At 73.4% G+C, this 23,230-nt stretch carries 20 protein-coding genes; 4 read left to right on the top strand and 16 right to left on the bottom strand.

What is annotated here, in order from left to right:
- Window positions 1-55: 55 nt before the first annotated feature.
- From ACIF8S_RS07150 to ACIF8S_RS07135, 4 genes are all read right to left on the bottom strand, one after another.
- Window positions 56-604: a DUF1062 domain-containing protein gene (locus ACIF8S_RS07150; protein WP_399997836.1), complete on the bottom strand. Its 549-nt coding sequence runs from the start codon at window positions 602-604 to the stop codon at window positions 56-58.
- 254 nt (window positions 605-858) lie between these two features.
- Window positions 859-1,647: a DUF427 domain-containing protein gene (locus tag ACIF8S_RS07145; protein ID WP_399997835.1), complete on the bottom strand. Its 789-nt coding sequence runs from the start codon at window positions 1,645-1,647 to the stop codon at window positions 859-861.
- A 210-nt stretch (window positions 1,648-1,857) separates the two neighbouring features.
- Window positions 1,858-5,178 carry a GH92 family glycosyl hydrolase gene (locus ACIF8S_RS07140; protein WP_399997834.1) on the bottom strand — a complete coding sequence of 1,107 codons (3,321 nt, stop codon included), beginning with the start codon at window positions 5,176-5,178 and terminating at the stop codon, window positions 1,858-1,860.
- Window positions 5,179-5,434: 256 nt separating this feature from the next.
- Window positions 5,435-6,112, bottom strand: a complete 678-nt coding sequence (locus tag ACIF8S_RS07135; RefSeq protein ID WP_399997833.1) for a 2-phosphosulfolactate phosphatase — start codon at window positions 6,110-6,112, stop codon at window positions 5,435-5,437.
- A 185-nt stretch (window positions 6,113-6,297) separates the two neighbouring features.
- Between ACIF8S_RS07135 and ACIF8S_RS07130 the strand changes: the two genes are divergently transcribed.
- Window positions 6,298-7,836 carry a fused MFS/spermidine synthase gene (locus tag ACIF8S_RS07130; RefSeq protein WP_399997832.1) on the top strand — a complete coding sequence of 513 codons (1,539 nt, stop codon included), beginning with the start codon at window positions 6,298-6,300 and terminating at the stop codon, window positions 7,834-7,836.
- A 112-nt stretch (window positions 7,837-7,948) separates the two neighbouring features.
- On the top strand, window positions 7,949-8,524 hold the full coding sequence (locus tag ACIF8S_RS07125) for a dihydrofolate reductase family protein (protein ID WP_399997830.1): 576 nt from the start codon (window positions 7,949-7,951) through the stop codon (window positions 8,522-8,524).
- On the opposite strand, the gene ACIF8S_RS07120 is transcribed toward ACIF8S_RS07125, so the two are convergent.
- Window positions 8,506-9,216, bottom strand: a complete 711-nt coding sequence (locus ACIF8S_RS07120) for a helix-turn-helix domain-containing protein (protein WP_399997829.1) — start codon at window positions 9,214-9,216, stop codon at window positions 8,506-8,508. The two genes, ACIF8S_RS07125 and ACIF8S_RS07120, sit on opposite strands and share 19 nt — an antisense overlap.
- A 135-nt stretch (window positions 9,217-9,351) precedes the next feature.
- Window positions 9,352-9,798, bottom strand: a complete 447-nt coding sequence (locus tag ACIF8S_RS07115) for a nuclear transport factor 2 family protein (RefSeq protein WP_399997827.1) — start codon at window positions 9,796-9,798, stop codon at window positions 9,352-9,354.
- A 73-nt stretch (window positions 9,799-9,871) separates the two neighbouring features.
- On the opposite strand from ACIF8S_RS07115, the gene ACIF8S_RS07110 reads away from it, so the two are divergent.
- On the top strand, window positions 9,872-10,441 hold the full coding sequence (locus tag ACIF8S_RS07110; RefSeq protein ID WP_399997826.1) for a PadR family transcriptional regulator: 570 nt from the start codon (window positions 9,872-9,874) through the stop codon (window positions 10,439-10,441).
- Window positions 10,428-11,318, top strand: coding sequence for an SGNH/GDSL hydrolase family protein (locus ACIF8S_RS07105; protein ID WP_399997824.1), 891 nt, complete (start codon window positions 10,428-10,430; stop codon window positions 11,316-11,318). Before ACIF8S_RS07110 ends, ACIF8S_RS07105 begins: the two co-directional genes overlap by 14 nt.
- 16 nt (window positions 11,319-11,334) lie before the next feature.
- Here the strand turns inward: ACIF8S_RS07105 and ACIF8S_RS07100 are convergent, their stop codons facing one another.
- The 10 genes from ACIF8S_RS07100 to ACIF8S_RS07055 all read right to left on the bottom strand — a co-directional run bounded on the left by ACIF8S_RS07100 (window position 11,335) and on the right by ACIF8S_RS07055 (window position 22,896).
- On the bottom strand, window positions 11,335-12,912 hold the full coding sequence (locus ACIF8S_RS07100) for an ABC transporter ATP-binding protein (RefSeq protein ID WP_399997822.1): 1,578 nt from the start codon (window positions 12,910-12,912) through the stop codon (window positions 11,335-11,337).
- Window positions 12,909-13,829, bottom strand: a complete 921-nt coding sequence (locus tag ACIF8S_RS07095; protein WP_399997820.1) for an ABC transporter permease — start codon at window positions 13,827-13,829, stop codon at window positions 12,909-12,911. Before ACIF8S_RS07095 ends, ACIF8S_RS07100 begins: the two co-directional genes overlap by 4 nt.
- Entirely contained in the window at window positions 13,826-14,779 is a 954-nt protein-coding gene (locus ACIF8S_RS07090) for an ABC transporter permease (RefSeq protein WP_399997818.1), read from the bottom strand. The genes ACIF8S_RS07095 and ACIF8S_RS07090 overlap by 4 nt, the downstream gene beginning before the upstream one ends.
- Window positions 14,776-16,371 (bottom strand): ABC transporter substrate-binding protein, encoded by a 1,596-nt coding sequence (locus ACIF8S_RS07085; RefSeq protein ID WP_399997817.1) that lies wholly within the window; start codon window positions 16,369-16,371, stop codon window positions 14,776-14,778. The genes ACIF8S_RS07090 and ACIF8S_RS07085 overlap by 4 nt, the downstream gene beginning before the upstream one ends.
- 66 nt (window positions 16,372-16,437) lie before the next feature.
- The gene (locus ACIF8S_RS07080) at window positions 16,438-17,244 is read right to left on the bottom strand and encodes a class I SAM-dependent methyltransferase (protein ID WP_399997816.1); all 807 of its coding nucleotides are present in this window, start codon (window positions 17,242-17,244) and stop codon (window positions 16,438-16,440) included.
- Between the two features lie 16 nt (window positions 17,245-17,260).
- Window positions 17,261-18,523: an MFS transporter gene (locus ACIF8S_RS07075; protein WP_399997815.1), complete on the bottom strand. Its 1,263-nt coding sequence runs from the start codon at window positions 18,521-18,523 to the stop codon at window positions 17,261-17,263.
- Window positions 18,520-19,596 carry a dipeptide epimerase gene (locus ACIF8S_RS07070; protein WP_399997814.1) on the bottom strand — a complete coding sequence of 359 codons (1,077 nt, stop codon included), beginning with the start codon at window positions 19,594-19,596 and terminating at the stop codon, window positions 18,520-18,522. Before ACIF8S_RS07070 ends, ACIF8S_RS07075 begins: the two co-directional genes overlap by 4 nt.
- On the bottom strand, window positions 19,593-20,690 hold the full coding sequence (locus ACIF8S_RS07065) for a PLP-dependent cysteine synthase family protein (protein ID WP_399997813.1): 1,098 nt from the start codon (window positions 20,688-20,690) through the stop codon (window positions 19,593-19,595). Before ACIF8S_RS07065 ends, ACIF8S_RS07070 begins: the two co-directional genes overlap by 4 nt.
- A complete protein-coding gene (locus ACIF8S_RS07060; RefSeq protein ID WP_399997812.1) occupies window positions 20,687-21,643 on the bottom strand; it encodes a hypothetical protein in 957 nt (318 codons plus the stop codon). Before ACIF8S_RS07060 ends, ACIF8S_RS07065 begins: the two co-directional genes overlap by 4 nt.
- Window positions 21,640-22,896: an ATP-grasp domain-containing protein gene (locus ACIF8S_RS07055; RefSeq protein WP_399997810.1), complete on the bottom strand. Its 1,257-nt coding sequence runs from the start codon at window positions 22,894-22,896 to the stop codon at window positions 21,640-21,642. The genes ACIF8S_RS07060 and ACIF8S_RS07055 overlap by 4 nt, the downstream gene beginning before the upstream one ends.
- Window positions 22,897-23,230 lie beyond the last annotated feature (334 nt).

The following is a 23,230-nucleotide window of genomic DNA, read 5'->3' as shown; positions in this document are numbered from 1 at the left end:
ACAGGGCCCCGCCCGGCGGGATCCGCCGGGCGGGCCCCCTCGCCTCGCAGCGCGGTCAGCGCTTGAGCGTGAAGGTGAAGTCACCGGAAAGACGGCTGCCCAGCCGGACCGCCGAGACCAACTTCCCCTCCGCCGCCAGCCGTTCCGCCTCACCTCGCGTGAGACCGAACCCGTCGGCGACCAGACGCACCGGCCGGACCGGGACCCGTGCCGCGAACCGGACCGAGACGTCGGCCACCTCCTGGACGAGGTGGTCCGAACCGCCGGTGTCGAGCCGCCAGGCGCCGGCCCGGTCGAGGGCGACGCGGTTGCGGCGCAGCACGGCGGGGTCCTGGAGCAACTCGGCCGTCAGACCGAGGTCGTTGTCGTGCAGCCGGTCCAGCATCTCGGGCCGCACGGAGCGCACACGCACGCGCTCCAGCACCGAGAGCTTCACCGTCTCCCCGCACCCCGTGCAGAGCAGGAGGAGCCAGACGTCGATGAGCTTGTGGTGGGCGTTGACGCGGAACCTGCCGCTCGGCCGGAAACGACCGGACGCACAGGTGTGGCAGCGGCGCCGGACCAACGGCAGGCAGGTGGGTATGACAACCCAGGTGTTGAGCACAGAAGTACACCGTTCTCCGCGTGAGATCCGCGAGAAATCCGCAGCAGGGATCAGCACGCCGCCGCGAAGGCGACGCGCGACAGATCAGCGCTTGGGAGGTCTCACACGGTGTACAACGGCTGTCCTTGGCTCGGCGGTTCGGACGCGGAGCACTGTAGCCACGGACGGAGACGCCGCTCCACCGGTTTTCCGCGCGGGCCCGGGGGTCTTCCGGTGGGCTCGTCCGCGCCGGCCGCTCAGGCCCGTCGCGACGGTTACCTGGGGGGTACGCCGGGGGTGCCGGTCGGGCGGGGCAGGAGGACGCCGTCCACGTACAGGTCGACGTACTCGTTGTAGAACGCCGCCAGTCCCGCGATGCCCGACGACTGGACGGTGGGGAAGTCGTACGCCCAGAGGATGTTCTCGTGGGTGCCGGCCTCGCTGTCGAAGGACCAGTAACCGCTCGTCGTCCCCTTGTAGGGGCACTGGGTGACGTTGTCGGTGTGGCGCAGCAGCGGCCAGTTGATGTGCGCCGGGTCGAGGTAGTACCGGGTCGGCAGGCCGGTCTCGAACAGCTTCACGCAGTGCGGGGCGTCCGCGAGGACCACGCCGTCCAGCTCCACGCGCACCGCACCGGACGAACGCAGCGCGTCCACCCGGGTGTAGGGGCTCCGTGGGTGGACGAAGACCGGTTCGTCCTCCTCCAGCCACCGGTCCAGCGCGTCCCACCGGAAGCGGACGGTGCCGACGACGGCCTCCGGCGCGCCGTCCTGCCAGATCCAGGCGGCGCCCTCGCGGACCGCGTCCCGTACCCGCAGGGAATGGCGTCGGGCGGGCCCCGCGCCGAGCTTCCCGGTCCGGCCGTCGTCGATCAGCGTGCCCTCGACCAGGTCCTCCGGCGGGATGCTGTACTGCGGGTATCCCGGCCACTCCCACACGTACCGGGCGCGGCGGGTGTCGAAGACGACGTGCCCGTCCACGAGGCCGCGCACGCGGCGCGGTACGGGTTCGACGTGCCCGACCGGGACGATCAGGCTGGGGTGCAGGACACTTTCGTCACCCATCGGCGGCCACCTCGATCCACTGGGGTCCACGGGTCCCCTGGGATCCACGCGGCTCCGGTCTCGTCTGCACCGGGCACGCTACCGTGCGTGACCGGCGGAACGCGTCAGCGCGGACCCACGTGTCATGAAGGCCGGGGGGGGGGGGGGGGGGGGGGGGCGGGCGCCCCCCCCCCCCCCCCCCCCCCCCCCCCCCCCGCCCTGCCCGGCGCCCTAGCCGAGCGTGACGGCGTAGATCTGCACCCGCGGATCGTTCCGCAGACCGAGCGAGCGGACCGTCTTCGTCGCGTCGAGGGCCACCGAGTCGGCGAACAGACGCACCGGCGGGCCGTCCACGCCCTGCCCCCGCTTGATGCGGTGCGGCATCTCCAGCGCGACGGAGGTGCCCGCCGGCGCGGACCCCGCCCAGTCGCCCACGGTGACCGGCAGCTCCGCGGTGGTGCCGTCGGTGTAGCGGACGGTGAGGCCGGTGGTCACCGGGCCGTGGTGAGCCGCGCCGACCAGACGCAGGGTGCCGTACGACCCCGCCGGCAGGAGCATCGCCTGACCGCGGGCCTCGACGAAGTTCGCGGCCGAACCGGACGGATCGGGGGCGTCGTAGGTCACGCCGTCCCACACGACGGGTCCCGCCGCGGGCAGCAGGTCACCGTCGAAGCTCCACCCCGAACCGTCGAAGTCCCCCTCGCCGGAGGCCGCGACGGTCGCGGTCCCGTCGTGGTTGCGCTCCCTGCCCAGGTCGACGGCGCACTGCTCACCGCCGTCCCCGGCACAGCGCGCGGCCTCGCGCACCTCGACGGTGGCGACCCGTTCCACGCCCTTCACACCGCTCGCGGCCGCCGTGATCCGCACGGTGTACGTGCCCGGCGCGGTCCCGGCGGGGACGCGCACGTCCACCGTCGCGGTCCGCTGCACCGGGAGCCGCTGCGACGCCAGGGTGAGCGGGCCGGAGGTCCTCACCGCCCACCCGTCGGGCACCTCGGCGCGGACCGACGCGCGAAGCGTGCCGGGGGCCTGCCCCAGTACGTCCAGGTGCAGCCGCACGTCCTGGGCGCTGTCGGACGTCGGCACCACGTCGGCCGCGGTACGGAGCGAGGCGTCGAGGTGGCGCCGGGAGTCGGCGGCCGCGCGGTTCACGGACGGCGGCTCGGCGCCCTTGCCCGTGCCCCACGCCGACGGCCTGTCGCCCATCAGGAAGGAGAGGTGTCCGCCCTTGGCGACGGCGTCCCAGTCCAGCCAGGTGGCGCGCAGGTCCCTGCCTCCGAACTCCGCCCGCTGCACGTACCGCCGGCTGTCACTGGTGCCCGGCGCCTTCACGGTCAGGGTGCCGCCCTGCCGGTTCCCGTAGGCGCCGATGCGGATGACCGCCGAGGGGAACTGCGGGCTGGACACGGCGAGGAAGTCGCCGCCGTTCGTCGTCGGGTACAGGCCCAGGGACGAGAAGACGTACCAGGCGGACATCGTGCCCAGGTCGTCGTTGCCGGTCATGCCGTCGGGGCCGTCGGTGAAGAGGGTCGTCGCGGCGCGGACCACGGTGGCGGTCTTGGCCGGAGCACCGGCCCACAGATACATGTACGGGGCGTGCAGGTCGGGCTCGTTGTTCGGGTTGTAGGTCGGCTTGCCGTAGTAGTCGTACGGCGCCGAGATCCACTCGTCGCGGGCGGTCCCGGCGGGGTCCTTCAGCAGTTTGTCGTAGGCGAAGAAGGCGTCGAGCCGCTGCTCCGTCTTCCGCTTGCCGCCCATCAGCGCCACCAGGCCGGCCGGGTCCTGCGGGACCAGCCACTGGTACTGGTAGGCGCCGCCCTCATGGAACTGGTGCCCCGCCTCGACCGGGTCGTACGGCGTCATCCAGGTGCCCTCGGTGGTGCGGGGCCGGAACTGCTGGATGGAGGAGTCCCACAGGTTGCGGTACCACTGGCCGCGCGCCGCGAACAGGCGGGCGTCGGCGCCGTGACCGAGGCCCTTGGCCATCAGGGCGAGGGACGCGTCCGCCGCCGCGTACTCCAGGGTCGCGGACGCGGGATGGACGCAGTCGTTGTCACCCCCCTTGTCGGGGCAGTCCTTCCCCAGCTCCAGCCCGCTGGGCACGTAGCCGCGCTCCAGGTACGCGGCGATCCCCGCGCGGCCGTTGTAGGGGGAGTCGTCCGGCGGCGTCTCCAGGGCGTTCTTCCGCAGCAGCGCGTACGCCTCCTTCTCGTAACCCTTGAGGAGGCCCTTCGACCAGGCCTCGACGAGGAAGGGGGTCACGGGGTCGCCGGTCATGATGTTGGTCTCGCTGTTGGCGAGCGACCAGCGCGGCAGCCAGCCGCCGTCCCGGCCGATCGCGACGACCGACAGCGCGACGTCGCGGGCGACCTGCGGCTCCAGCAGCTGCAGCAGCTGGTTCTGCGGACGGTGCGTGTCCCACAACGACAGGTTCTGGTACGGCGTGAACCCGGACGCGGCGTGCACCTCGCCGTCGAAGCCCGCGTACCGGCCGTCGACGTCCCCGGCCAGGTTCGGGTGCAACTGGGCGTGGTACAGGGCCGTGTAGAACGCGCGGCGCCGCTCGGCCGACCCTCCGCCGACCGTCACCGCGGCGAGCCGGCGCTCCCACGCGTCGCGCAACGCGGCCCGCGTGGCGTCGAAGTCGTAGGAGTCGTCCGTCTCCGCCTTCAGGTTCTTCCGGGCTCCCTCGACGCCCGTGTACGAGAGGCCCACCTTGACGACGACGTCATGGTCGTCCTCGGCGTCGAAGGTCACCCAGGCGCCGTTTCCGCCCTCACCGGACGCGTCGCGCTCACCGGGGCTGCGGGTGTCGCCCCGCCAGGTGCCGTGCGAGGCGAACGGCCGGTCGAAGGTGGCCGTGAAGTACACGGTGTGGCGGTCCTTGCCCGCGCAGAAGTTGCCCGCCTCGACCCGGCCCTCGACCGTCCGGTCACCGACGACGTGCACCTCCGAGGTGTACACCCGCTGGTTGGCCTTGCCCGTGTTGAACAGGACGTTGGCGCGGTCGGTGGCGGGGAAGGTGTAGCGCTGCCAGCCCGTGCGCGGGGTGGCCGTCAGCTCGGCGTCGATGCCGTACGTCGTCAGCCCTACGCGGTAGTACCCGGGTTCGGCCTCCTCGTCGTCGTGCGTGTAGGCCGAGCGGTAGGCGTCCGGATCGACGGTGTCGACGGCCCCGGTGGTCGGCATGAGGGGCAACTCGCCCATCACGGAGCAGCCGACGCCGGACAGGTGGGTCTGGCTGAACCCGTGGATCTTGTCCTGCTGGTAGTCGTAGCCGCCCTGGCCGCCGGTGTCCGGGCTCACCTGGACCATCCCGAACGGCGCGCTCGCCCCGGGAAAGGTGTTGCCGAAGTTCTGGGTGCCGATGAACGGGTTGACGAGTGAGGTGAGGCGCTCACCGGCCGGAGCGGACCGGGCGGCCGAGGAGGGCCGCTCCGCCGAGGGGGACTGGGCGAAGGCCGGTACGGGGGCGAGGCCGGCGCCGGTGACGACGAGTGCGGCGAGGACGGTCGAGGCGCGACGGCGCCATCGACGGAGGGGTCTGTGCATGGAAGCGGTCTCCTGTTCCTCGCCTGCCCCGTGGTGCGGCACGGGAGGCGATCGTCAAGGGACGGGGTGAGTGGGCTCGTTGCTCACCCGGCGGGACGGAAGCGGACTAGATCACGGTGCTGACATCGTTGTCAATAGGTCTGACGGTGACCTGTCCGGGGGGTGGGTGGTGACCTGTCCGGCGGGGCGCCGGTGACCTGTCCGTCGAATCCCTGCGGCGGCCTGTCGAGTCAATCCCCGCGGTCGCGCCGGATGTTCAGGGAACGGCGCACCGGCGCAGCACCATGAGCGAGTCCTCCACCGCGGCGGCCATGGCGAACGGGAACCGGTCGAGTTCCAGGCAGAGCGTGACGTCCTCCGGGCTGGACCCCCGCCGCACCCCCCGCGTCAGTTCGGCGGCGGCACGCGACGCACCGGCACGGCGCAGGAACTCCGCGGCGTCCGTCCCGGACCCGCCGGCGCGCGCGGCGATGTACTCGGCGCACGCCAGGTCCTCCTCGGCGCGCCCGTCCTCGCCCGTGACGACGAACGTGACGCTCCCGGACCTCCGTTCACGCAGCACCCGGGCAGTGGCCTCCGCGACGACGAAGCCGGCGCAGAGCACCAGCGAGGCGTCCTTGACCGCGAGGGCGCCGACGGTGCCCGCCGTCGTCTTCTGCACGACGGTGCGCCCGTCGAGGTCGGCGGACCGCAGCAGGGCGGGGGAGTTGACCAGGTCGAAGCCGGGCGCGGGCGGGCCGTCCTTGAGTGCGACCCATGCGGGGTGACGCGCCTTGAGGTCCAGCGCGTCCTCCAGGGACTCGGCCAGGACGATCCGTTCGGCGCCCCGGGCGAAGGCCCAGGCGGCCACCGTGCAGGCGCGCATGACGTCCACCACGACGGCCACGTCCGGGACATCGGTCAACTCGGCGATACCGAGGAAGCGCGCCTCCATAGGGTCATGATGAGGCAGGCGGGTGCTCGGGCGCTCCTGCTTTTTCCGGTACTGCAATCCCACGAATCCCTTCGCAGGGGCGCGAGTCGGCGGGATCGCGTGGACCCGAGCCGATAGGGTCCGACGTCCGGTCACGGTGGACGTGCACGGCATGCCGTGCACGTCCGCGTGGAAGGATGCCGCCTGTGACCGGATTGTCTTCCTCACCCGTCGCCGAAAAGGCGCCCAGCCGTCCCGGCCTCGGCCCCAGGGCCGCCGCCGTCCTGGTCTTCGGGGCCTCGGCCGCGGTGCTGGTCGTCGAGATCGTCGCCCTGCGCCTGCTCGCCCCGTACCTCGGCCTCACGCTCGAGACCAGCACCCTGGTGATCGGCATCGCCCTCACGGCGATCGCGCTCGGCTCCTGGCTGGGCGGGCGCATCGCCGACCGGGTCGATCCGCTGCGGCTCCTCGGACCCGCACTCGGCATCTCCGGCGTGGTCGTGGCCCTCACTCCGGCCGTGCTCCGCGGCACGGCGGAACGGGCGCCGGCGCTGCTGATCCTCGTCGCGGCGCTGGCCGTCCTGGTGCCGGGCGCGCTGCTGTCCGCGGTGACACCCCTGGTGACCAAGGTGCGCCTGACCAGCCTCGCCGAGACCGGCACGGTGGTCGGCCGGCTGTCCGGCATCGGCACCGTGGGGTCGATCGTCGGTACCGTCCTGACCGGCTTCGTCCTCCTGTCGAGACTGCCGGTCAGCGGCATCCTGATCGGCCTCGGCGCGCTGCTGGTGATCGCCTCGGTGCCGGTCGGCCGGCGGACACGCGGCGGGAAAGGCGCCCCCGTCGCCCTGGTGCTCGCCCTGGGCGCGGGGGGTCTGGCGGCTTCCGTCGCGCCGGGCGGCTGTGACGTCGAGACCCGGTACCACTGCGCGCGGGTCGTCGCCGACCCCGCCCGGGACGGCGGCCACACGCTCGTCCTGGACGGCGTGCGGCACTCCTACGTCGACGTCGACGACCCGGCCCACCTGGAGTTCACGTACGTCAAGGCCGTCGCGTCGGTGGCCGACGCCGCGTACCCAGGGGACCGGCCGATCACCGCCCACCATCTGGGCGGCGGCGGGCTGACCGTGCCCCGCTACCTCGCGGCCACCCGCCCGGGCACGCGCAGCGTGGTCTCCGAGATCGACGGCGGGGTCGTCCGCATCGACCGCGAACGATTCGGCCTCGCGCCGGGGACCGGCATCGACGTGCGCACCGAGGACGGCAGGCTGGGGCTGAAGCGGCTGGACACCGGCCGTCTCGACCTCGTCGTCGGCGACGCCTTCGGAGGTGTCGCCGTGCCGTGGCACCTGACCACCGTGGAGGCGCTGACGGAGGTGCGGCGCGTCCTTGCCACGGACGGCCTGTACGTCGCCAACCTCATCGACCACGGCGACATGTCCTTCGTGAAGGCCGAACTGGCCACGGCCGGCGAGGTGTTCCAGTACGTCGCACTGCTCGGCGAACCCACCGACATCGGCCTCGCCCGCTCCGAGGCGCCCGTGGGCGGCAACGTCGTGGTCATCGCCTCCGACCGTGCCGTCGACCTGCGTGCGGTCCAGCGGGCGCTCGACACCCGCCGCACGGGCTGGAAGATCGCCACGGGCGCCGCACTCACCTCATGGACCGGCGACGCCCCCGTCCTCACCGACGACCACGCCCCCGTCGACCAGCTCCTCCAGCCCCACGCCTCACCCGGCCGCCGCTGACCCGCGTGACGAGGCCGCTGCCCGCCGCCGCTGTCGTTTTCGTCCAAGACGGCCGCCCCCGCCTCCCTCTAGCGTGAACGCTCGAAGCACAGGGGGACCGAGGAGGCGCATCGTGCGGAAACTGGTGTACACGGGATTCATGTCGCTGGACGGCGTGGTGGACTCGCCCGGCAGAGGGCCGGGGGAGGAGCACCGCAGCGGCGGCTGGGTGTTGGACCTCGACTTCGTCGAGGAGGCCTGGTCGCTGAAGGGCGAGGAACTGGCCGACACGACGGCGCTGATGTTCGGCCGCCGCAGCTACGAGGCGTTCGGGGCCGTCTGGCCCGGCTCGGAGGACCACGCCGCCTACCGCGACCTGCCGAAGTACGTGGTCTCGACGACGCTGGCCGAGGACGGCCTGGTCGACGGGTGGGGGCCGACCAGCGTCCTGCGCTCGGCCGAGGACGTCGCCGCGCTCAAGGAGGGCGACGGCGGCGCGATCTTCATCCACGGCAGCGCGGAACTGGCCCGGCGGCTGTCGGAGGCGGGCCTGATCGACCAGTACAACCTGCTGGTCTTCCCCGTGCTGCTCGGCGCCGGCAAGAGCCTGTTCGGCCGCGCCGACCGGGACAAGCAGATGCTCGCACTGCGGGAGTCGCAGGCGTACTCCAACGGCATCATCAAGATGATCTACGACGTCAGGCGCTGATCGACGTCGAGGCCGATCGCGCCGCCCGCGCCCTCACGCAACTGCCCTGCGGTACGCCCGACATACGTCCGCAGGGCCCGGGCCAGATGCGGCTCGTCGAAGTAGTCGAGCTTGACGGCGACGTCGGTCGCCGGATGGCCGGCCGCCAGCAGCTGAGCCGCCGTGCGCGCCCGCTCGATCTGCCGTACGGCGCCCTGGGTGAGTCCCGTCGCGGCGCGGAAACGCCGCTCGACGGTCCGCTGCGAGACGGCGGGCCGACGGCCGCGGAGCACGTCCGTGACGAACGGATCGCGGGCCAGCACCCCGGCCCGCACCATCCGCTCGACCAGCGCCTCGGCGTCGTCGGGCCCGGGCGTCTCCCAGCGGGCGCCGTCCAGCCGGAACGTCCGGTGCGACGTGTCGGGGAGCACGACACCGCCGTCGACCAGCTCCGCGGTCGGCACCATGCGCAGCGTGCTGCCCACGGCGAACTCGATCCCGGTGAACGTGGCCCCCTCGGGCACGGGCGCCGTACCCGTACGGGTCTCGGGGCCCGTGACCGTCGTGTACGACCGCCCGTCCTGCTGCCAGAACACCAGACCCAGCCGCACGCCGGCGACGGACGTCATGGTGGTGACCCGCTCGCTGGTGCACGTCCACACGCTGTCGACCCACGGCGAGTCGGAATGACGTGTCTCGAACTGCAGCTCCACGTCCGCAGGTTACTCCGCGGGGAGGGTCGGAGCGCGGGGAACGGCGGCGGACGCACCGTGTGCCCGGCCGGTCGCCCACGGTGCCGGCCGGTGGTCCACGGTGCCGACCGGAGGCCTACGGAGCCGGCCGGTGGCCTACGGTGACGGGACCAGACCGTCCGCCACCAATCCCTCCAGCACGGCCTGACCGAGCGCCTCCACGGCGGACCTGGGCCTCACCATCACGGTGAACTCCTTGATCCGGCCGTCCTCGTCGAAATGCAGCAGGTCGATGCCATGGATCTCCTTGCCGCCCACCGTGGCGCGGAAGAGCAGCACCGCGGACGGCAGCGTCGCCCCGTCCGCGCTGGTCTGCGCGGTGCCGGTGTGATGGCCGACGTAGCGGAAGTCCGCGAAGGTGCGCAGCAGCACCCCGAAGAGGCCCGTCACCATCGGCTTGCCTTCGAACGGCGTGAACTTCACCGGGCTGTAGAGGCGGATGTCGTCGGTGAACAGGTCCTCCAGGGCCGCCAGGTCCCGGCTGTCGACGGCTGCACGGAAACGGTCCGCGGTGTTCACGGGCCACACCACCTTGATAGTCATGGATGTGAGTAGTCAGATTCATGACTATCATGGGGGGCCCGCGACGCGACAGAGGCGGACAGGAGGGGATCACATGGCACTCAAACACGCGGTGCTGGCGGCGCTGCTCGACGGCGAGCTCAGCGGCTACCAGCTGGCCAAGGCCTTCGACGTGGGCGTGGCCAACTTCTGGTACGCACAGCCCCAGCAGCTCTACGCCGAGCTGACCCGGCTGGAGCAGCAGGGCCTCGTCGAGGGCCGGGAGGTGGTCCAGGAGAGCCGGCCCAACAAGCGGCTGTTCCATGTGACCGACGCCGGCCTCGCGGAGCTGGAAACCTTCACGGCGGCCTCCGCCAAGCCCGCCTTCGTCCGGGACGACCTCATGGTCAAGGTGCAGGCGGCGGACCGGGTCGACACCGCCGTCCTCGTCGAGCAGCTCACGGAACGCGCCGAGATCGCCCGCGCCCGGATCGAGCTGTTCGAAGCGCTCCTGCGGCGCCTGCGCGGCGAACGCGACGAGGAGGACTTCCTCCGCCACGGCGAACGGATCGGCCCCTACCTGACCTGCCTCCGCGGCGTGGCGTTCGAACAGGAGAACCGCGACTGGTGCCTGCGGACCGTCGCCGTACTCGAAGGAAGGCGGCACAGCCGTGCCCAGCACTGACACCCCCTACCTCCGCTACGTCGCCCTCGGCGACAGCCAGACCGAGGGTGTCGGCGACGGCGACGACATCGGCGGCCTGCGCGGCTTCGCCGACCGTCTCGCCGAGCACCTCGCCCGCCGCGAGCCCGCCCTCCAGTACGCCAACCTGGCCGTACGGGGCCGCCTCGCCGCGCAGATCCACGCCGAGCAGCTCGCCCCCGCCCTCGCGCTGCGGCCCGACCTCGCGACCGTCGTCGCCGGAGTCAACGACCTGTTGCGGCCCCGCTTCGACGCCGACGAGGTCTGCACCCACCTGGACGCGATGTTCGGCGCCCTCACGGCACAGGGTGCCCGGGTCGCCACGATCACCATCCCCGACCTCTCCCGCGTCTGCCCGATCGCGCGTCCCCTGATCCCCCGGGTCACGGCCCTCAACGAGGGCATCCGCGACACCGCCCGCCGGCACGGGGTGGTCGTCGCCGAGACGGCGCTCCACCCGGTGGCGGGCGACCCCCGGCTGTGGAGTCACGACCGGCTCCACGCGAGTCCGCTGGGCCACCGGCGCATCGCCGCCGCTCTTGCCCAGGCCCTGTCCCTGCCGGGCAGCGACGACGCCTGGACCCACCCCCTTCCGCCGCAGACCCTGCCCACAGGCCTGCGCGCCGCCGGTACCGAACTGCGGTGGGCCGCGGGCTTCCTCGGACCGTGGCTGCTCCGCCGGCTGAGGGGCCGGTCCTCCGGCGACGGCCGTGGCCCCAAACGCCCGCTGCTCCACCCGGTGCTGGACGCACCGCTCACCGCTCCGGACGGACGGCGTCCCGCTCCGGACGATCGGCGTCCTTCGCTGGACGACCGGCGTCCTGTGGCGGATGATCGGCGTCCCGTGACGGACGGCTGATCCGGACGCCCGCGTCTCAGGGACCTGTGCGCGCGGCCGGCCGTTCCAGCGAGCCGACCAGTGACCTGGTGAACGGATGCCGGGGAGCGCTCAGGACCGCCTGCGCCGGGCCCTGTTCGACGACCTCTCCCGCGTCCAGGACGGCGAGGCGATGCGCGAGGGCCGCTGTCTCCAGGTCGTGGGTGATCAGGACCACGCTCATGTCGGCGCGCTCCCGGACCAGTTCCGTCAGGGTCCGCAGGATGTCCCGGCGGGTGACCATGTCGAGGCCGGAGGTGATCTCGTCGCACAGCAGCACGCGGGGGCGGGCCAGCAGGGCACGGGCCAGGGCGGCACGCTGGAGTTCGCCACCGGAGAGACCGCCCGGCCGGCGACGGACCAGGTCTTCCGGCAGACCGAGGCGGGCCGTGGTGGCCAGGGCCTCCCGCCGCGCCGTCTCCGCGTCGGCCCCGCGCAGACGTACCGCGCTGCGGGCCACCTGGTGCAGCACGGACCGGTGCTCGTCGAAGGAGGCCTGCGCGTCCTGGAACACGTACTGCACGGCGGCGAGTTGGGCGCGGTGGCGGTCGCGCAGGCTGCGGGGGAGCGGCGTGCCGTCGAGCAGGACCTCGCCGTCGTGGCCGCGGTGCAGACCGGCGAGACAGCGGGCAAGGGTGGTCTTTCCGCTCCCGGACCTGCCGACCACGGCCAGACACTCCCCGGCCCCCAGATCGAGCTCGGGCACACGCAGCACGACGGTGGTGGAGGCGGCGGACCGCGCGCCGCGATGCCGCGCCGTCAGCCCGCGCACGCTCAGTGCGGGAGGCCCGACGCGCAACGCGTCCTCGAAGGAGGGCAACTCCTTGCCCGACCGCAGCAGTTCACGTGTCCACGCATGGCGTGGAGCCGCCCACACGCGCGGGGAGGGGCCCGACTCGACGATCTTGCCCGCCCGCATGACCACCACCTCGTCGGCGAGCGCCCGGACGACCTCCAGGTCGTGGCTGAGCAGCACCACGGCGATGCCGCGGGCCGCGACGGCCGCGAGCTGCTCGACGACACGGCCCTTGGTCAGGCTGTCCTGCCCCGTCGTGGGTTCGTCGGCGACGACGATCCGCGAGCCGAGCAGCAGGGCCTGGGCGAGCACGGCACGTTGCTGCTGACCACCGGACAACTGATGCGGGTACCGGCGCAACAGATGCTCCGCGTCCGGGATCTGCGCGTCGGCGAGTGCCCGCACCACCAGCGTGCGGGCCGCCGCCCGGCGCCGCCCGCGCGGCAGATGGCGCACCCGTGGCCGGGCGATGTCGGTGAGCAGGGCGTCGATACGCCGGGCCGGCGCGAGCACGGTCGCCGGATGCTGGGGGATGTGGCCGACCCGCTCCCCGGCGGCCACCCGCACCTCGCCGGTGACCCGGGCGCCGTGCGGGTACGAGCCGAGCAGGGCCAGTCCCGTCGTCGTCTTGCCGCTGCCGGAGGCACCCACCAGCGCAGTGATCTTGCCGGGCAGCACCCTGAAGGAGACCCCGTCGACGATCGCCCTGCCGCCGATCTCCACGCGCAGGCCACTCACCTCGGCCACGGGCCCCTCGTCGACGTCGCTGTCGTGCTTCACGGACGCGTCTCCTTCCCTGTGCGACCTTCCGGAATGCGACCGGCCGTCTCCGACACGGACACCGACATGGACACCGACGCGGACCCCGACTCGGGCACCGACGCGCGGCCGTACCCCCGCTCGCCCTTGTCCAGTGCCGCGTCGAACAGCAGGTTGGTCCCCGTGGTGAGGGCGACGATCAACAGCGCGGGCACGACCACGGCCCAGGGCTGCACGAACAGCCCGGTCCGGTTCCGGTCGACCATGACGGCCCAGTCGGCGGCGTCGGGCGCCGCTCCGACGCCGAGGAACGCCGCCGTGGCTACCAGGTACAGCACACCCGTGAGCCGGGTACCGGCGTCGGCGGCCAACGTGCGCACCATGGAACGGCCGACATGGCCGACGGCGACGCGCCACCACGTCTCCCCCTGCATCCGCAGGGCCTCCACCGCCGGGCGTGCCGCGATCTCCGTCGCCGTCGCCCGTACCAGCCGGGCCGCGTCCGGCACGTTGACGACCGCGACCAGCAGCGCGAGCCCCACGGCTCCGGGCGAGAACACGGTGGCGACCAGCAGGATCATCAGCAGTGACGGCACGGCGAGCAGGACGTCCAGCGGCCGCATCAGCAGTTCCTCCAGCCACCGCCGGCGGGTGAGCGCGCCGGCCAGGCCGATCGGCAGTGCCACGAGGTAGGCCAGGGCGGAGGCGGCGAGCGCGGTCAGCACGACCGGCCGCCCGCCGTGCAGCACCTGGTACCCGACGTCACGGCCGACGAAGTCGGTGCCGAACAGGTGCCCGCCGCCCTCGGCGAACGACGCGGCCCGCGGGCCGGGTTCGCCCGCGAGGACGGGCCCCAGCAGGGCGAGCACCACCGGCACGGTGACGATCGCGGCCCCCAGCGCGAAGCGGCCCGTCCGCGCATGTCGAACACTGTTCACGCCGCCACCCCCGCACGCGGGGCGAGCCGGTGCGCCACCAGGTCGGCCCCCAGGTTCAGCACGACGGTCACCACACCGAACACCACCGCCAGCCCTTGCACGACAGGAATGTCGCGCTCACCCACGGCGCCGAGGAGAACGGTGCCGAGCCCCGGGATCACGAACAGCGTCTCCACGACCACGACCCCGCACAGCAGCCAGTCGATCGTCCGGGCCAACTGCTGGACCGCGGGCACCAGCGCGTGCGGCAGCGCGTGCAGGAAGCGCACGCGGACGCCCGGGACGCCGTACCGGAGGGCCTGCGCCACGTACGGGGAGGCCAGCGCGTCGATCATGCCGGCGCGCACCAGCCGGACCAGGGAGCACACGGGCCGGGCGAGCAGTACGACGACGGGCAGGACGAGCACTTCCGGCCGGCCGAGCAGGTCCGTGCCGTGGCCGACCGCGGTCGGCGGCAGCCAGCCCAGCCGCAGCGCGAACACCGTGATCAGCAGCACCCCCAGGGCGAACTCGGGCACCGCGTACACCGCGAGCGTCACCGAGCTGATCAGCCGGTCGACCGCGCGGCCCTCGTACCGGGCGGCGAGCACCCCCAGACCCAGCCCGGCCGGCACCAGCAGCACCACGGTGAGCGCGGCCAGCAGCAGGGTGGGACCGAAGCCGTCGGCGAGGTACCGGCCGACCGGACGCCCCGAGGTCAGGGAGGTGCCGAAGTCCCCGTGGAGCAGGCCCACCGTCCAGTCCGCCAGCCGCTCCCACGCGGGCCGGTCCAGCTCCATGGCCGTGCGGATCGCCTCGATGCGGGCCGGGTCCGGCTGGTCACCGGCGAGGGCGACGGCGGCGTCGCCCGGCAGCGCCTCGGTGAGTGCGAAGACCAGCAGCACCACGGCCACGATCTGCAGCACACCGAGGAGCAGCCGCCGGGCGACGAAGGAGCGCAGTCCGCTCACGCGAGCCACACCGTGTCGAAGCGCGCCCAGTCGAGGGTGTTGGCCGGCGCGTCCGTCGCGACCCCCCGCACCGTGCGCGCGGTTCCGATGATCCAGTCGGCGAACCCCCAGACGAGGAACCCGCCCTCGGAGTACAGACGGCGCTGCATCCGCTCGTAGACGGCGCCGCGTTCCCGCCGGTCGCGGGTGGACTGCGCCTGCCGGTACAGCGCGTCGAAGTCCCGGTGCCGCCACCGGGTGGCGTTGGTGGTGGAGTCGGTGAGCAGGCGCTGCGAGAAGTGGGACTCGATCGGCATGGCGCCGGAGCGGTAGCAGCAGAGGGTGCCGCGGTCGAGGACGTCGCTCCAGTACGTGTCCTTGCCGCCCATCCGCACGTCGACCGTGACTCCCGCCCGCTTCGCCTGGTCGCGGAAGACACTCGCGGCCTCGGTGAAACCGGCGGCGACGGCAGAGGTGTCGAGGGTGACCCGCAGGTCCGCGGCACCCGCCTGCTCGAGCAGGAACCTGGCCTTGTCCAGGTCCTGTTCGCGCTGCGGCAGACCGTCGGCGTAGTACTCGTAGCCCTTGCCGAACAGGTCGTTGCCCGTCTCGCCGGCACCGGACAGCGCGGCGTCGACGAGTTCCCGCCGGTCGGCGATCAGGAAGAACGCCCGGCGTACCCGTACGTCGTCGAAGGGCGGCCGGTCGGTCTTCATGCAGAACGCCTGCATGGCGCTGTTCCGCAGCCGCACGATCCTGATCCGGCCCTGGTCCTCGTGGGCGCGGGCGGTCGTCGGGGCGAGCTCGTGGGCGTACTCGACCTGTCCGCCGAGCAGGGCGTTGACACGGGCCGACTCGTCGTTGGCGACGACGAACTCGACCTCGTCCAGGTACGGGGCGCCGTCCCAGTGGTCGTCGTAGCGGCGGAAGACGGCCGAGCGGCCCGGGGTGAACGACACGAAGCGGAAGGGGCCGGAGCCGACCGGGTTCCGGTCGAAGTCGGACGCGTGCGCGGGCACGACGTACGCGCCGAACGCGGCCAGGACGTTGGGGAATTCGGCGGTGGGCCGCTTGAGGACGAACTCGACGGTCCGCCGGCCCGTGGCACGGCTCGCGTCCAGGTCGACGGGTTCCAGGGAGGCCCGGGCCCGGAAGGACTCCCCGGGATCCGCGATACGACGGTAACTGTGGAGGACGTCCTCGGCGGTGACCGGTCTGCCGTCGTGGAAGGTCGCCTCCCGCAGGGTGACCTGCCAGCGATCCAGGGTCGTGTTGGGCTCCCACCGCTCCGCGAGGCGCGGCCGGGCGGACAGATCGGGGCCGTAGTCGGCGAGTTTGTCGAAGAGCGCCTTGGCGCGGGCCGCGTCGGCGAACAGGTTGGCCCGGTGCGGGTCGAGCGTCTCACTGGCGCCGCCGCCCGCGAACGCGGCGCGCAGCCGGCCGCCGCGCTTCGGCCTGCCGCCCGGCTCGGGGTCACTGTCGTCTCCGGGGCCGCCGCAGCCGGCCAGGGAGAGCGCGCCGAGGGAGGCGGCGCCGGTGGCGGCGAGGAAGCCGCGTCGTCGCAGGCCCGCGAAGCGGTCCTGGGGCAACGGGAGAGTTGTTCCTTCGTGCATGGGGATGTCCTTGCGGGTGTGTGGTCGATGGTCGGTGGTGCCCGGAGACGGACGCGGAGGCAGATGTCAGGGCTGGGTCAGGCGGGCCACGACGTGCAGCCGGTCGGCGTCGGCGGTGCGGCCGGGGAGCAGCCCCTCGCGCCAGGGCGGTTCGGTGCGCGGGCCCGGTCCGTCGTGCAGTTCCAGGACCTCGAAGCCGTGGAAGGCCAGGAGGTGGCGCAGCTCCTGCGGGAACAGAAGCCGCCACGCCGTACGCTCCTCGACGGGCTCGGCGCCGTCGTCCGCGTGCCACACGCGGACCCGGCGCAGGAGCTGGGCCGTCCGGTCCACGGTGAGCGTGGTGACGGACCGGTGGACGGTGCCCCGCCAGTCGAACGCGGCGACGGCGGGGGAGCCGAGCAGGTCCGAACGCCCGAGGAAGTAGGCGCCGTTGCGCATCTCCGCCACCAACAGGCCGCCGCGGTCCAGCGCCCGTCGGCAGGAGGACAGGAAGCGGTCGAGCTGCTCGTTGGTGTGGCAGTACAGCAGAGCGCTGTCAAGGCACACGACGGCGTCGAACGCGGCCCGTCCGAGGTCGAATCCGTGCAGATCGGCGCGCACGTAACGGGGCCCCGGGTGATGGAGGCGGGCGTGGGCGAGCATCCGCTCGGACAGGTCCGCCGCGGTCACCCGGCGTCCCGCACCGTGCAGGTGGGCGGCGTCGCGCCCGGTGCCGCAGCCCACGTCCAGCACGCGCGGCCCCGCGTCGTGCCGTCGCAGGCAGTCCTCCGCCCACCGCCCGGCCAGCCGGCCGGGATCGGGGAAGCGGGCCTCGTACAGCTCGGGACGGTCCGTGAGCAGGTTGCGGCTACGCCCGTCGGACGGAACAGTCATGCCGGTCTCTCCTCCCTCAAGCCGTCGCAGGCACGGCGGACTTAGGCGACGCGGGCAGCGCCCCTGTCCGGCGCAGCCTGGCCACCGCCAGGGCCGACGCCAGCCCGAACAGCGCACAGCACGCCCACGGCAGCCATGCCGCGCCGCTGTGCCCGGCCGTGTCCATGGCCCAGCCGACGACGGTGTTGCCCACGGCCGCCGCCACACCCGAGACGACGTAGAAGACCCCGAAGTACGTGCCCGTCAGCCCCGCGCGGCCGAAGTCGGGAATCAGCTCCATCACGAACGGCTGTGCCACCATCACCCCGAGGCTCAGCAGCAGCGCCCCCGTCAGCACGGGCAGCACACGCAGCGCCCCGTCCACGACACCGTCCGGCCCCCCGGAGGCGCCCGAGGCCAGGGCCGGCGGCAGGAACGCAAGCGCCATCAGGGCGAGGCCCGCGACGACCCAGAGCCCCCGGTGCCCCCGCCGCTTCAAGGCGCGGGTGACCCGCAGCTGCAGGGACAGGTGGGCGACGGTGCCCACGAGGAGGACGAGCCCGGCGGAGCCGTCCCAGCCGGTGGCCCGCCGCGCGCCGTCGGGCAGCAGCAGATACAACTGGCTCTCCAGGGTGAACATGCCGACCATGGCGAGCGCGAAGGCGAGGAACGCCCGGTTGCCGAGGACCTCCCGCCAGTCCGCCGACACCGTCCCGGCACGCGGCCCGGTCGTGCGGGCGGGCAGCACCATGACCTGGGCGACGGTGAGGACGGCGAAGATTCCTGCGGCGGTCAGGGCCGAGGTGCGGAAGTCCACCAGCAGCAACGCGCTGCCCAGCAGCGGCCCGGCCAGCGCACCCGTGGCGGCGAACACGTTGAACAACGCGAACGCCTCCGCCCTGCGCCCCTCCGCCTCCTGCGCGAGGTAGGCGCGCACGGCGGGGTTGAACAACGCCCCGGCGAAGCCGCTGAGCACGGACGCGGACAGCAGCACCGCCAGGCCGTCCCCGAGCGCGAACAGGGCGAACCCGACGGTGCGCAGCGCGCAGCCGGCGATGATCACACCCCGGGCACCGAGCCGGTCGGCGGCGGACCCGCCCACGACGAACAGGCCCTGCTGGCTGAGGGTGCGGACACCGAGGACCATGCCGACGAGGGCGGCCGACATGCCGAGGTCCTCGGTGAGGTGGGTGGCGAGGTAGGGGATCAGCAGGTAGAAGCCGGTGTTCACACCGAACTGGTTGACCAGCAGCAACTGGACCGCGAGCGGGAAGCGGCGTATCTCCTGCCAGGTCCTCACGACACACCCACCGGCCCCCCGGCGCGGTGGCGCACGCCTCGTGGCGCGACGCCCAGCCCCGGCAGGCCACTTGGCCGTACGTACCCGTCCTCGCCGCCGATGCCGGTCCACGGGTCGTGGGCCAGCAGCAGATGCCCGTCGAGGTCGGTCCAGCGGGCCCGCCCGGCCAGATGCACCGCGGGCGCGATGCCGAGGCTGCTGGCCGTCAGACACCCCAGCATCAGCTCGGTACCGCTCCCGGCGACGGTTTCGGCGATACGCAGGGCCGCGTGCACACCGCCGCACTTGGCGAGCTTGACGTTCACCCCGTGGACGCGTCCGGCGAGCCGGCGTACGTCCTCCGGACCGACGGCGTCCTCGTCGGCGACGACGGGCAGCGGCGAGCGTTCGGCGAGTGCGGCGAGCGCCTCGGGATCGCCGGGGGCGACGGGCTGTTCGACGGCCTCGACGCCGAGGTCGGCGAAGCGGGGCAGGAGCGAGGCGGCCTGACGGGTGGTCCAGGCACCGTTGGGGTCGAGGAGCAGCCGGGCGCGGGGCGCGGCGTCCCGGACGACACGGAGGCGCTCGACGTCGTCCTCCGGGTCGGGGCAGCCCGCCTTGACCTTCAGGATGCCGAAACCGCGGGCCGTCAGCGACCTCGCCCGCGCCGCCGCCTCGAGCGGCGAGGTGATGCCGATGGTGCGGGCGGTGGCGGCCACCGGAACCCGGGGGAAGCCCAGAAGCCGGTGCACCGGCAGACCCGCGAGAACCCCGGTGAGGTCGAGCAGCGCGGACTCCACGGCGGCGCGCACCGCCGGGGGAGTGGCCCCGCCGGCCAGCTCACCGGCGCGCAGCGACTCCAGGGCGCTCACCGGATCGGCGTAGCGCGTCAGGTCCCTGGCGGCGTCGGTGAACCACCGCTGCAGGCCCGCGGCGTCCAAGCCGTAGTAGACGCTGGTGACGGCCTCGCCGTGACCGGTGGCGCCGTCGTGTTCGACGCTCAGCCACACGGCCTCGCGGGCGGACATCGTCGCACGGGATATGCGCAGCGGCTCGGTGAGTTCGAGCCGCACGGTGCGCGTCGCGGCCTTCACGGGGTCCTCCCTGCGGGGGGTGCGGTCTTCAAGGGGTCGGTGACACGGGTGCAGCGCGCCCAGCCGATGGCCTCGGCGGCGCGGGGGTGCGGGATCTCCACGGGGCGGGTGGCCGCGGTGGCGGGGTCGAGGCCGTGGGCGGAGGTGAAATCGTCGTCGTAGACGGTGCCGAGGTAGCGGTGCGGGCCGTCGGGGAAGACGGTGGCGACGACCGCGCCCGGGTGGACGCGGGCCGCCCAGGCGGCGACCCGGGCGACGGCGCCGGTGCTCCAGCCGCCGGTGACGAAACTGCCGGAGGCGAGCCGCCGGCAACTGTCCACGGCTTCCGCCGGGCCGATCCAGTGCACCTCGTCGAACGCGTCGTAGGCGACGTTGCGCGGGTGGATGCTGCTGCCCAGCCCGCGCATCAGCCGCGGCCGGGCGGGCTGCCCGAAGATCGTGGAGCCGGTGGAGTCCACGCCGATCAGCCGCAGCGCGGGCCAGTGACGTCGTAACGGACCGATCAGCCCCGCGCTGTGCCCGCCGGTGCCGACGCTGCACACGAGGATGTCCAGGTGGTCGAGCTGCACGGCCAGTTCGGCGGCGAGCGAGGCGTAACCGGCGCTGTTGCCAGGGTTGTTGTATTGATCAGGCCAGTACGCTCCCGGCAACTCGGCCAGCAGCTCCCGGAGCCGGGCCAGCCGGGCCGCCTGCCAGCCGCCCCGTGCGACGGGACGGTCCACGATCTCCAGCCGCACCCCGTGGGCCCGCAACAACTGCCGCATGGACGGCTCCAGTTCGCCGTCGCCCACCAGGACGACGGGGTGCCCGAGGGCCTGCCCCGCGAAGGCGAGGCCGAGCCCGAGCGTGCCGGACGTCGACTCCACCACCGGTGCGCCAGGACGCAGGTCGCCGCGTTCGCGGGCGTCCAGCAGCATCGACACGGCGGGCCGTGCCTTCATCCCGCCGGCCGACAGCCCTTCGAGCTTCGCCCAGAACCCCGGGTGCGCGTGCGGCAGACCGGTGGTGACACGGACGACGGGGGTGCGGCCGAGGAGGGTCAGCAGTTCCGGACGGGCGGTGGGAGGGGCCGCCGGAGCGACGGTGGCGGTCACCCGACGCCTCCCCGACGGTCGGCGCGGTAGTGGTGGAGCGTGCTCGGACCGCCGTCCAGCCAGAAGAAGGGGTACGGCTCCGCGCACACCGCGCTCACCCCGTGGCCCAGGAAGCGGGGCAGCACGGCACTGCCCGTCTGCGCGAACGCCACCAGTTGCCTGCCGTGCTCCAGCGCGTGCCGCCGCAACGGCTCGAACGTCCCGTTGCCCAGGGTCATCCCGGAGACGAGCAGCGCGTCACAGCGGCCCGCCTCGGCGCACGCGTCGGTGACCACGGGCTCGCCCCATTCGGTGACGCCGCCCTTGAGATCGCAGGGCACGTACGCCAGGTGGCGGTTCCGCAGGGCCTCCAGCAGGGAGTTGACCACGCCGACCACGAGCACCGTGGATCCCGGCGGCAGGTCGAGCAGCCCGACGACCGCACGCGCCCGGGCCCGTGACTTCTCCAGCGAGCTGCCGGCCGGCACCGGCACCGGCAGCGCCCCGTGGGCCGGTGAGTGCGGGGTGACGTGCATCAGGTAGGCGTCCAGGGCGGCCACGCGCACCGGGGCCAGCGGATGCGCGAGCAGCCGGTCCACGCCCGCGCCGGCACACTCCTCGACCACGGTGTCGGAGAGCGTGCCCGGTTCCACCGCGCAACTGCCGACGGCCTCGCCGAGACGCAGCCCGAGCACCTCGTTGCGGTAGCCGGTGCCCCGCCCGTCGTGCCGCACGGCCTGCCGCGTCGTGAACGCCACGGCGATGCGCAGCGCCGCCGGATCCGGCCCGAGCGCTCCGCCGCGGACCCGCGCCAGGAGCGTCTCGTACGTCGTCGCGCCGGCGGACGCCAGGCTGCCGGGGATCGTCGCAGGGACCGCGGCCGTCCGCTCGGCCGGAGTCGCCCGGCGGACGATGGTCGCCGGGTCGGCGCCGGTCGTCGGACCGGCGGTGGTCAACGGATCGACGGTGGTCATCGGATCACCAGCCCGGACCGCAGCTCGCCGAGCAGGCTCTCGACCCTGGCCCGGGCGCCGGACCCCTCCGGGTCGCCCACCATGACGTGCCCGAGGTACTCGTTGTTGCTGCCCGCCGCCCTCACCTGCCGTCCCGGCTCGGCGAGCTCCACCTCCAGCACGTCCGGCAGCGACCGGAGTCCGGTTCCGTCCAGCGCCGTGAGCGTGCCGGTGGACTCCGGCACGAGGAAGCCGACGGCGGCGGACCGCAGTCCCGTGTCGGTGCGCCGCAGATCGGGAGCGCGGCCCAGCGAGACGTCCACGAAGGCCGCGACGAGGTCGACACCGGTGACACGGCGGACGAGTTCGGTGATGCGGTTGCCGGCGGGCCGGGGGTTGACCTCTACCACGCGCGCTCCCGCCGGGGTCAGCTTGATCTCGGTGTGCGCGACGACGCCCTCCGTGAGACCCAGCGCCTTGAGCGCGTCCGTCGCGGTCCGCACCGCGTCGTCGGCCTCGGCGGCCGTCAGCGCGGCGGGGAACATGTGGCCGGTCTCGATGAACGCGGGCGCGCCGCCGATGCTCTTGTCGGTCACCCCCACCACCTGGACCGCGCCCGCGTGCGACACGGTCTCGACACTCACCTCCGGCCCGTCCAGCAGCTCCTCCAGCAGCACCGCCGGAGCCCGCCGCTGACCGCGCGCGTTGACCGGGAAGTCGGCCAGCGCGGCCACCGCGGCGGCGAGTTGGGCCTCGTCGTCCACCCGTCGCACGTACATCCCCGCACACAGGTCGACGGGCTTGACGACCAACGGGTAGCCGATGTCCCGCGCCGCCGCGGCGATCCGCGCCCATTCCTCGTGCACCGCGAACCGAGGACCGGGCACCCCGGCCTCCTCCAGCACGCGCCGCGTCGTGTCCTTGCGGCAGGCGTCCCGCACCGCCGCGGCGTCCGGCGCGGGCAGTCCGAGCCGCTCGGCCGCGAGCGCCGCCGTCGGCAGGTAGTAGTCGCAGGACGTGAGCACGCCGTCGAACCCGAGCACCTCGTGCAGCCGCGCGACGAGCGGCAGCAGGGCGTCCGGGTCGTTGGTGTCCGCCGTGATCACGTTGCGGGCCCCGAGCAGCGGGTGCGCCGCGCCCTCGGACGCCGTACGCAGGTAGTGGTGCAGGTCGCGGGTGAGGAACGTGAACGTGTGTCCACCCTCCTGTATCGCCCGTGGCAGCAGCCTGCTCATCGATCCGACCCAGCTCTCGACCACCAGCAGATGAGCCACAACTCCCCTTTTCGTGCCGTGTCCTGAGGCGCGGTCGCCATGTTGCGGCAGCCCGACAGGACCCCTGCGGGAGGGGCCGGGCCGTCGCACTGGACACGATAACGGTAATCATTTTCAATGTCAGCCGTCGAGGGGGTGCGGTTGTTTTGACGGTGTGTCGGGCCGCCGGGCGGTCGCGTCCCAAGGTTCGCCGGCCGGTCGCGGACGGAGACGGAACGGCGGACGGCCGGGCCCGGCGCGGGCCCCCCCCCCCCCCGCCCCCCCCCGGGGGGGGGGGCCCCCGGGGGGGGCCCCCCCCGCCGCCCCAGGGTTAACCCGCCCCCGGACCCGCTGT

This window comes from Streptomyces sp. NPDC085937 (assembly GCF_044540535.1).
GTDB lineage: Bacteria > Actinomycetota > Actinomycetes > Streptomycetales > Streptomycetaceae > Streptomyces.
The sequence above is the reverse complement of the archived record's forward strand: the minus strand, read 5'-3'. Positions and strand labels throughout refer to the sequence as shown.